This is a genomic window from Embleya sp. NPDC020886 (assembly GCF_044333915.1).
In the GTDB taxonomy this organism is placed as follows: domain Bacteria; phylum Actinomycetota; class Actinomycetes; order Streptomycetales; family Streptomycetaceae; genus Embleya.
The window spans coordinates 286,761-297,501 of record NZ_JBIRRX010000003.1; the positions used below are offsets into that span (position 1 = coordinate 286,761).

At 72.7% G+C, this 10,741-nt stretch carries 5 protein-coding genes; 3 read left to right on the plus strand and 2 right to left on the minus strand.

Translation table 11 applies throughout. The features are described 5' to 3' along the window. The first annotated feature begins 49 nt into the window (after positions 1-49). Positions 50-6,934, plus strand: coding sequence for a LamG-like jellyroll fold domain-containing protein (locus ACH4U8_RS12215; RefSeq protein WP_395777341.1), 6,885 nt, complete (start codon positions 50-52; stop codon positions 6,932-6,934). Positions 6,935-6,979: 45 nt separating this feature from the next. Here the strand turns inward: ACH4U8_RS12215 and ACH4U8_RS12220 are convergent, their stop codons facing one another. Together ACH4U8_RS12220 and ACH4U8_RS12225 are read right to left on the minus strand one after the other, a co-directional pair. Next, positions 6,980-7,600: a hypothetical protein gene (locus ACH4U8_RS12220; RefSeq protein ID WP_360306899.1), complete on the minus strand. Its 621-nt coding sequence runs from the start codon at positions 7,598-7,600 to the stop codon at positions 6,980-6,982. Beyond that, positions 7,597-8,091 (minus strand): hypothetical protein, encoded by a 495-nt coding sequence (locus ACH4U8_RS12225; RefSeq protein WP_360306902.1) that lies wholly within the window; start codon positions 8,089-8,091, stop codon positions 7,597-7,599. Before ACH4U8_RS12225 ends, ACH4U8_RS12220 begins: the two co-directional genes overlap by 4 nt. Positions 8,092-8,820: 729 nt before the next feature. Here ACH4U8_RS12225 and ACH4U8_RS12230 point away from each other — a divergent pair. Both ACH4U8_RS12230 and ACH4U8_RS12235 read left to right on the plus strand, forming a co-directional pair. Continuing rightward, positions 8,821-9,933, plus strand: a complete 1,113-nt coding sequence (locus ACH4U8_RS12230; RefSeq protein WP_395777343.1) for a Rieske 2Fe-2S domain-containing protein — start codon at positions 8,821-8,823, stop codon at positions 9,931-9,933. A gap of 173 nt (positions 9,934-10,106) precedes the next feature. Next, a complete protein-coding gene (locus ACH4U8_RS12235; RefSeq protein WP_360306908.1) occupies positions 10,107-10,649 on the plus strand; it encodes an EF-hand domain-containing protein in 543 nt (180 codons plus the stop codon). Positions 10,650-10,741 lie beyond the last annotated feature (92 nt).

Below are 10,741 nucleotides of genomic sequence, written 5' to 3' on the forward strand. Positions count from 1 at the left end.
GTTGCCGCGTGCGTGGTCGCCGGCACCGAAGCGCCACGGAGAGACTCACATGGGCCACCTGCGCTCGCATCCGCCAAGGGTGCTGCTCGCCCTGCTCGTTCTCCTGCTGTGCGCGCCGACGCTGCGCGCCGAGACGGCACGGGCGACCGCGCACCCGACGTCGGGCGGCCCCGCCCTGGCGACCGCCGACGTCACGCCGACGGCCGCCGGCGCGTCGGCGCGGGCCCGGGCCACCCGGGAGCGCGTCGAGGTGGTGTCCGAGCGCGGCGACGCCGCACGGGTGTTCGCCAATCCGGAAGGGACGTTCACCCGCGAACAGTCCCTGCGACCACACGGCGCGGCCGCACCGGCGAACCGGCTTCGCGCGGCGGACAACCAGCCGCAGTGGTCGTCGGGACCGGGTGGCTGGGCACTGGTGTACGGCCTCCCCGGCGACCTGCGCGGACAGTCCTACTGGCTGGGCGACGGTGACGGAGTCGCCAAGGTCGGCTTCAGTTCGTGGGAGCGGCCCACCGTGCTGGTGCGTTCCTACTTCCAATACGACGTGGGCGCGTTGGCCGGAAAGCAGGTGCTCCGCGCCGAGTTCAACGTCTTCGAATCGTACGCACCCTCGTGCACGCCCCAACCCGTGCAGGTGTGGCAGACCGGCGTCGTGGAGCCCTGGACCACCTGGGACACCCAGCCCCCGGCGATTCGCGAACTCGACACCCGGACCGTCGCCAACGGGTACGACTCCCGGTGCCCGGTCGACTGGGTGGGGTTCGACGTCACCGCCGCGGCACAGGACGCCGCGGCCGGCAACCGGCTCGTGACGCTGATGTTGCGCGCGCCCGACGAAGGCGACCGGTACCAGTGGAAGAAGTTCCGGCCCGACCCCAGGCTGATCGTCACCTACAACTCCCTTCCCGAACCGCCCTCGGCCCTGGCGGTCGGCGACCGGAACGGCGACCTCGCCTGCGGCGTGCGGCCCCACGAGCCGTACGTGCGCACCGGCACGCCGACACTGCGCGCAACGGTCGGCGACCCGGACGGCGGGCCGGTCGCGGCCGAGTTCGAGTGGTGGGCGCGTGGCGAGCGCCCGCTGGGCTCCCGCGGCACCGTCATGCAGAACTCGGGGACCTCGTTCTCCGTGTCCGTCCCGGACGACGTGTTCGGCGACGGCGCCAGGATCGGGTGGCGGGTGCGCGGGTGGGACGGCACGGCACACGGCCCGTGGTCCGGCTGGTGCGACGTCACCGTCGACGGGACGGCCCCGGCCGCACCCCCGATCGTCGGATCCACCGACTATCCGCCCGACGGGTTCGGCGGCGGCATCGGCAGGACCGGCCGGTTCGCGCTGCGCACCGGCGGCGACGCGGACATCGTCCGGTTCAGGTACGGCCTGGTCACCCCGCCGACCCGCGAGATGGCCGCGGTCGACGGCGCGGCCTCGGTGGAGGTGACCCCGGCCGTCGGCGATCCGCACGACCTGTACGTGGTCGGCGTGGACCGCGCCGGCAACGAAAGCCCGCCGACGGCCTACCACTTCCGCGTCCGCACCACCCGCTTCCCACCCGTGCGGCACTGGCGCCTGGACGGCCACGCTCCCGAGACCGCCGTGCCGGACGCGCTCGGACGCGGCAGCACCGGGACGCTGGTCCCGGGACAGACGGCCTGGGACACCGGCCGGGTCGGCGACGCCGTGTGGTTCGACGGCCTCGCCGGGCATCTGTCGCCGGGCCCCACCTCGACGATCCACACGGGCGGCAGCTTCTCGGTTGCGGCCTGGGTGCGCCTGGACCGCCTCGACGGTTCCTGGCGCACCGCCGTGAGCCAGGCCGGGGACCGGGCGAGCGGGTTCCATCTGCAGTACCGCAGCGACACCCGACAATGGGCGTTCACCGTGCCGAGCGCCGACGTCGACGACTTCGCGGGGGACCGGGTGTCGGGCGACGCCCCGGTCCGCCCGCACGTGTGGACACACCTCGTCGGTGTCTACGACGCGGGCGAGGAACAGATCAGGCTGTACGTGGACGGCAGGTTCGCCAGCCGGGCACCGCATGCCACGCGCTGGCACGCCGCAGGCCCCGTACACATCGGAGACGCCCGATTCGCCGGTGCGGCGGTCGACTTCTGGCCCGGCGCCGTCGACGACGTGCGGCTGTACGACCGGGTGCTGACCGACGGCCGGGTGAACCCGGGCGATCGGGTCGCCCCGGACAGCGACGTACACACCCTCGCCACCAAGCCCGCCGAGCCCGCCGGACGCTGGACGTTCGAGGAGAACACCCCCGACTCCACCGCGGACACCTCCGGGCAACGTCGCGCCGGCACGTTCGTGGGCGGAGCCTCGTGGACCCCGGTCGGCACCGGCCGCGCCGTCCTGCTGGACGGCGTCGACGATCACGTCGTGGTGGCGGGGGTGCCGGCCCGCACCGACGCGGGCTTCACCGTCGGCGCCCGAGTCCGTGCCGACGCGGCGCGCACCGACATGACCGCGGTCAGCCGGTCCGGGGCCGGCACCGCCCGATCCGCGCTGCGTTACGACGCCCGGCGCCGGGCCTGGGAGTTCGTGGTCACCGCCGACGACACGGACGACGCCCCGAGGTGGACCGCCACCGCGCCCGCGACCGCAGTAACAGGCCGATGGACGCACCTGGCCGGGATCCACGACACGGCCGCCGAGGAACTGCGCCTGTACGTGGACGGCGTGCTCCAGGCCGTCGCCCGCGCGGGCCCGAGCCGGCCGATCGACGAGGGACTGCGGATCGGCGCCCACCTCACGCGCGGCGTCCCGGACGAATTCTGGGCCGGCGCGATCGACGACGTGCGCCTCTACCGCGGTGTGCGGGCGCCGGACCAGATCGCCGACGAGGCCGACGACCCCACCGAGGGAACGGTGTTCGCCCGGGACGGGCTGCACCGCAGCCTCGCGCACGACGGCGAGCACACCACCACCGGCGGCGCCGGAGCGGCGGGACTGGCACCCCCGGGATCCCACCTGGAGTACGAACTGGGCTGGTACGCCCCGGAGGGGGCCGCCGGCACCCGAGTGCTGTACTCCTGCCTGCTCGGCGACGACCAGTTCACGTCGGTCGACCCGCGCTGCGAAGGTCACCGCCTGCTCGGCGCGTTGGGGTCGATCTATGCCGAAGCCCCGGGCGACGAACCGGTGATCGACCTGTACCGCTGTCGCACCGCCGGCGGCGAGCACTACGACTCCGTGCACGACGACTGCGAAGGCGGCGGTACCCGCGAGTTCCGGTTGGGCCGACTGCGCGCGTACGCCCCGCTGATCCGTTATGTGCAGCCGGACGCGCCGGCGGACCACACCAGCACCGTGGGCGGGACGGCCCCGGGCTACCGCGCGGAAGGGCGGATCGGCGTCCTCTCCCTCGTCCAACGCCCCGGCACCCGGCTGCTCTTCGCGTGCCGCGACGGCACGGACACCTTCACCTCGCTCGACAGCGCCTGCGAGGGCGGACACGGGCTGCGCACCCTCGGCTGGATCCACTCCCGGGCCGCGATCCCGGGCGACGACCGGTGCACGCGCACGTCCTACGCGCGCAATCGGGAGACCCGGCTGGTGTCCGCGGTCAGCCGCGTCGAGGTTGTCGCCGTCGCGTGCGCCACGCCGCGCTTTCCGGAGCACGCCGTCTCCGACGAACGCACCCACTACGACGGCCTGGCGTGGGCGGAGCCACCGACCGCCGGGGATGCGACTCTCCGGGAGAAGGTCGCGGCCTACGCGGACGGTCGACCCCGGTACGTTCCGGTGACCCGGACCCGCCACGACGTGCACGGCCGGGTGCTGGAGTCGGTCGACGCGCTGGACCGCAGGACCGTCACCGCCTTCGCTCCGCCGACCGGCCCTCCGCAGACCTCGACGAGCACCAACCCGCTCGGCCACACGACCACCACGACGCTGTTCCGCGCCTGGGCGGAGCCGCAGGCGGTCGTCGACGCCAACGGGCGGCGCACCGAGTTCGTCCGCGACCCGCTCGGTCGGCTCACCGAGGTCTGGATGCCCGGCAGCGCCGCCGGATCCCGCCGACTGCACGAGCGTTACACCTACACGATGCGCAAGGACGGCACGAGCCACGTGGCCACCGCGACCGCCAAGGCGGACGGCGGCCTGGTGACCGAATACACCCTGTACGACGGCATGTTGCGCGCACGCCAGACGCAAAAGCCGGCGTGGGGCGGCGGTCGGGTGGTCACCGACACGTTCCACGACCCGCGCGGTCTGGTCGTGCGCACCAACAGCGCGTACAACACCGTCGGCGAGCCGGACGGCAACCTGGTCGGCGCCGATCCGATCGCCGTCCCGGCCTACACCACGACCCGATTCGACGGCGCCGCGCGCCCGGTTCTGGCGACCACGCACACGCGCGAGCACGAATGGCGCACCACGACCGCGTACTTCGGCGACCACACCGACGTGGTCCCACCCACCGGCGGCACCACCACCTCGACGTACGTCGACGCTCGTGGCCGCACCACCGAACTCCGGCAGTACCACGGCACCGAGCCACGCGGCCCGTTCGACGCCACCGGCTACACCTACGCGCTCGGCGGGCAGTTGGCCACGCTCACGGACGCGGCGGGCAACACGCTGCGGTACGGGTACGACCTGCTCGGCCGCCGGATCGAGGCGCACGACCCCGACAAGGGCGACTCGACGATGCGCTACGACGACGTCGGACAGTTGCTCACCCGCGCCGACGCGCGCGGTGCGGTGCCGGCGTACGCGTACGACCCGCTCGGCCGGCGTACCGAGCTCCGCGCGGACTCGCCCGCGGGAGCGCTGCTCGCGCAGTGGACCTACGACGCCGTGCCCGACCCGGTGGCCGGCACACCGGTGAAGGGCCATCGCGCGTCCGCGACCCGGTTCGTCGGGGACCGGGCGTATCGGTCGCAGGTGACCGGCTACGACGCGGCCTACCGCGTCGCCTCGACGTCGCTGACCATGCCCGCCGGGACCGGACTGCCCGAGCGCTACGAGACCGCGACCTCGTACCACTCGGACGGCAGCGTCGCGGCGCAGCGCTTCCCCGCCGTCGCGGACCTGCCGGCGGAAACCGTGCTCTACGGCTACGACTCCCTGGGTCTGTCGAAGAGCGTGTCCTCGTCGTTCGGCGACTACGTCGCCGACACCCACTACACGGCACTGTCCGAGCCCGACCGCATCACGCACGGCGCCGACGGGGCGAGCGTGTGGCAGAGCACCTACTACGAGAGCGGCACCCGGCGCGTGGCGCGAACCCTGGTGGAACGAGAGGCGGGTACCACCACGGTCGACGAAACGACCTACGGCTACGACCCGATCGGCAACGTCGGGCGGATCCGCACGGTCGCACCGGACGGCATCGACGTGCAGTGCCTGCGTTACGACCACCTGCGACGCACGAAGGCGGCCTGGACGACCGGCTCTTCCCGCGACACCGGACCCGCCGGAGCCGGCGCCGCCGCGGCGGGCCCGGCGCCGTACCGGATCGGCTTCGACTACGACGCCGCCGGCAACCGGCACGTGGAGACCCGGCAGGGCCCGAACGGCGCGGCCGAGACCGTCCGTACCTACCACTACCCATCGGCGGGCGCCCCCCAGCCGCACACCGTGCGGTCCGTCACCACCGGCCCTGGCAACGCCGGCGAGCAGTCGTACACCTACAGCCCCACCGGCGCCACCACCGTTCGTCCCGGCCCGAACGGCGATGCGCAGCACGTCACTTGGGACGCGGAGGACCGTCCGGCCGCGGTGACCGACCGCACCGGGACCACCCGCTACGTGCACGACGCCGACGGGGCTCGGCTTCTCACCGATGCCCCGACCGGCGCCACCCTGCACGTGCCGAACGGCGAGATCAGCGTCGACGCCGCCACCGGCGCGCTGCACGGCACCCGGTACTACGCGGACGGCAGGGCACGCACCATCGCGGTACGCACGGGCGACGCCGTCGGCTACCAGGTCAACGACCTGCCGGGCACCGGCACGGTATCGGTCGACGCCCGCACGCTCGCCGACACGCGCCGCCGCCTCGACCCCTTCGGGCAGCCCCGGGGTGGGCGGCAGGGGAGTCTGCCGGGAGCGCGCGGCTTCGTCGGCGGTACGCGGGATCCGGCCACCGGGCTCACCCGTCTCGGCGCCCGCGACTACGACCCGGGCATGGGGCGCTTCACCTCGGTCGACCCGATCCTCGACCCGCAGGACCCCCAGTCGGTGCACGGCTTCGCGTATTCGCACGACAACCCGGCCGCGATGCACGACCCTTCGGGCACGATCTGCGCGCTCGTCGACGCGCCGGGCGGCGCCCGCTGTATCCGGACCGGACTGACCAGGCCGCCGCTGAAGGTCACCGACCTGCCGCCGCAGCAGGGCTCGGGAAGCAAGGGCGGAGTTCCCGGTTCCCGCTCGCGCGCGTGCCCGTGGGGGGCGGGGCTGGGCGATTGCCTGAGTGCGCTGCGCACCGGCGACCCGTGCCGACTGGCCCTGATGTCCGTCCAGTGCCTGCAAAAGCGCCAGGCCGAGGCGGGCCGCCTGGCCGAGGAGGCGAAACGCAAGGAGGCCGAGCGCAGGAACGCCCCGGTGACCGTGTCGTTCTGCACGGCCTGCACCGCCGCCCTGGGCATCGCCTCCGTCGGCGTCGAGGACTGCGATACGCACGATTCGACCGGCGCCGACGGCAAGTCCGTCAGCGTCAAGGCCGGCCTCGCGACCGGGTTCGGGGTGGGGGTCGCCCGGCAGGTCGAGGTGAGCCAGGGCGGTGTGGAGAAGTTCTCCGCGTCGTTGGGCGCCGCGGTGGATGTCAGTGCGGCAAGATTCGGTGTCGGCTGGGACGTCGGCGGCACGATCCCGATCCTCGGCGGCAGCGAGACGGTCGGCACGGGCGTCTCGTACGGCTTCGGCACCCCTTCCCTGAGCGCCGGCCTGGAACTGGGCTTCGGTTGGCGGTAGCGGAACCGCCGCGCCACGCGGCCTCGTTCGTGGCCCGGCCGGGGCCTACGCCGGGTCGGCGGGCGGCACCTGTTCGGGCGTCGGGAGCAGCGCGATGCCCGACCTGAGTCGCACGGCGCCCGGCAGGTCCAGGCCGCAGCGGCGAGTGGCGACGACCGACTCCTGCATCGCCAGGGTGCCGGTGGTCGTACAGGTGCCGCAGCGCAGCGACGTCAGCCGGGCCTGCCGGACGACCGCCTGCATGCCCTCGATGTCGAAGGCGACGGTGAGGCGGATGTCCAGGGTGCCGACGCGGACGCCGTCGACGGTCAGGTCGACGCACGGGCGATGGGTGGAGGTGACCTGGTGGGTGGCCAGCGCGACGACCTCCTCGGTGTCCGGCGCGGCGCGGGTGCGGTGTGCGGCCTGGACGAGCGCGCCGTGTTTGGCCCATCCGGCGGCCACCAGGTCGAGCAGATCCAGGCTCAGGAAGCCGTCGACCACCGTGCCGATCTCCTGCTCGACGGTGCGGCCCGCGCTGTCCGTCAGGCTCTGGGCGCCGCGCCCGAGCAGCGTGGCGACCTCGTGTTCGTGTGCCGCGTCGGCGAGTGTTTCGGCAGCGGCTTCACCGTCGGCGCCGAACAGCAGTTCGCGCACGGACGTGGGGTGCGGCGCGGCGTCGGTCATGGGTCCGGCTCCTCGATGGTTTGTTCACCGGGGTCCGCGCGGGGTTCCAGCCGTACGGTCCGGTTCGTTCCGTGGGTGTCCCGCACGTCCTGTACGCCGGCCGCGGCCGGGCCGGGGCGGATGACGGCGCGAACGTGTCGACGGGTCCAGCGTGGTCCCCGCCCGCGACGGAAGATGCCCAGGTAGCCGGCGAGCGCGGCGACCAGCAAACCGCCGCCCGCGATCATCCCGATCATCCAGCCCGAGCCGGCGCCGGCTCCGGTGCCGCCGACCGCGGTCGACGACGAGGTCGGCGTCGGCTTTCGGGAAGAGGCCGGTCCGGTGCCCGTGGTGACTTCGAAGGGGGCGGAGGCGTCGGCTTGCCCGCAGTACGCCGAGACCCGATGGCTCCCCTTCGACGCGTCCTTCGGGACCACCAGTCGGACGGTGAAGCCGCCCCCGTTCGGGGCGACCCCCGTGGCGGCGGTGATCGTGGCACCGTCCCAACGCATGTCGACCCGGGTTCCGGGACGGCAGGCCGCGAAGCCGGAGCCGGAGACCGCCACCGTGGTGCCGGCACCACCCCTTGCGGGGGCCAGGACCAGAACCGCGGCCCGGGAGCCGGGGGCGGGCGTCGTCCCTCGGGGGGACGGCTGCCCGCTCTTCGTGGACGGCGCAGGCGTCGTCCTTCGGGCGGACGGAGCCACGGGCGAGGGAGGGTACGGCGGATAGGTGATCGGGGGCGGCGGTGGTGGTGGAGGCGGCGGCGGTTGTGGCGGTGGGGGAGGCGGCGGTGCCACGTGGGCGTGCGCGACGCAGGTCGGCGCGCAGACCCCGGCCCCGACGCAGAGCAGTGCCCCCACCAACCCCGAGACCGCGATCAGTCGCCCGCTCCGCCCGGTCTCGGGGCGTCGGGCGGGACCGTCGCACGCCTCCACCGTTGTTCCTTCCGTGTGTCCCCGGCGCGAGAGCAGGCTCTCGACTCGATCACGAGCCACAAAAAAACGCGTTCCGGCGCGCAACGCACCGGAGCGACTCCGGTTCAGACAAACACGGGACGGCACGCGTCGCATCCGGATGGTCTCGGCGACATCTGCGGCGTCGGTGCCCCCGAACCGGGCGGGAAACCGATTATCGTGAATTCGAAAGATAGTGTTGCGCATTTCGGTGAACACATTTCGGGAAACCTCCCTGGTCGGTGGTATATCTGGTCCGCCGGAATCGAATCCAGGAGGGTCGCTTTGGGATTGTCACGCAAATACGCGAATACGATCACCCAGGGACCCACCCCGGCCGATGTGGCGCGGGCGCCCGGCCTGCCCTATCCGAGCGGCTGGTCCGCGCTGGCCTTCTCCGACGAGTTGAGGCCCGGAACCGTGCTCACTCGACCGCTCCTGGGCGAGGACGTGGTGCTGTACCGGTTGCGGACCGGGGGCGTTCGGGCGGTCCGTCCCTACTGTCCGCACCTGGGTGCCCATCTGGGCCTGGCCGGGCTGGACGGGGACGACCTGGTGTGTCCGTTCCATTCCTTCGCCTTCGGTCCCGACGGTTCGTGCGTCCGCACCGGATACGGCACGCCGCCACCGAAGGCGCCGCTGGATGCGATTCCGGTGCACGAGGTCAACGGCGCGGTCTTCGTCTGGCGGCACCACGACGGTCGGGAACCGGACTGGCGGATTCCCGCCTGGCGGGCGATCGCCGGCCTGCCGACTCGGCACGTCACGTGGGAAATGGCGGGCAATGTCCAGGAGGTCATCGAGAATTCCGTGGACATCGGGCATTTCGCGACACTGCACGGCTGGGTCCGGGCCGAACTCGGCGCGCCGATCGCGTACGAGGAAACGAATTTCCACGTGTCGATGCGAGTGCGCGAGAGCGCTCCGCTGATCGGTGAGTTCGACGTGGAGGTGGAGGTCGACGGCTATGGCCTGGCCTGCCTCCAGGCCGAGATCCACACGCCGCGCTTCGGCCTGCGGATGTACACGCAGGTGATGCCGACCGCGATCGCACCCAATCGGATGCAACTTCGGCAGGCGAACCGCGTCACGGTGACGGAGCCGTCCTGGTCGACGCCGGGCCTGGCCCGGACGGTGACCCGGGCCGTCACGCGTGCGCTGGAATGGCCGCTGTTCCGATCGAGTTGCGCCTTCACCGCCGCCGACTTCCCGATCTGGCACCACAAGCGATACCAGCAGCCCCCGCGACTGGGACCCGGGGATGGGCCGATCGGCGCCTTTCGGCACTGGGCCCGGAAGTTCTATCCGGCGGAGGGCGTCGAATCGAGGAGCGCCGCACACGCCGACAGGTCCCTCGAACGGGCCGCGCCCGAGCGGGTGAATTCACCGGGAGGGTGAACGCCACACGGTCGCGCCGGGGCGGGTCGGGGTCGAGATCGCCGGCGGCGCGATCCGTCGCGCCCGGGTGCAGCAACCGTGATATCCGCGACCGGCCGTATATCTTTCATCACGCAACGCAACCAACCGTCTGTGCGTGGACGTCACCGTCCGCGACGACCGAGAGGATCGCCGTGCAATCAACACTCATCGACGACAAGCCCCGGCACATGTTCGCCCTGTTCGACACCGACCGCAACGGGGTGATCACGGCGGAGGACTTCCAGCAGCACGCGGAGCGAATCGTCGGCCAGTTCCCCGACGCGGACCCGCAGAAGATCCAGGAGGTGCGCCGGCAGTACGCCGAGCTGTGGAAGGAACTGGCCGAAGCGGCCGACGCGGACCGTAACGGCCAGGTCGACGAGGCCGAGTTCGCGGTGCTGCTCCAGGGCTCGAACCAGAAGGAGGCGGCCCGTACGGTGGGGCGCCGGATGGCCGAGTTCACGCTCGCCGACACGAACGGCGACGGCTACCTCGACCGGCAGGAGATCATCCCGCTCCTGAAGGGCTACGGCGTTCAGGGAAGCCGGGTGGACACCGTCATGGAGATCCTGGACAAGGACGGCGACGGGCGCATCTCGTCCGAGGAATACGCCGTCATGCTGCGCGACGTCTACATGGGCACCGACCCGTCGTCGCCCGGAGTGGCCCTCTTCGGACGCCTCAGCGACGCCTGATCCACCGGAGACACGCGACCGCCCGTCGCCGCGACGACGGGCGGTCGTCTGTGTTCGCGATGCCGCGCACCGAACCACGACCCACGGATGTT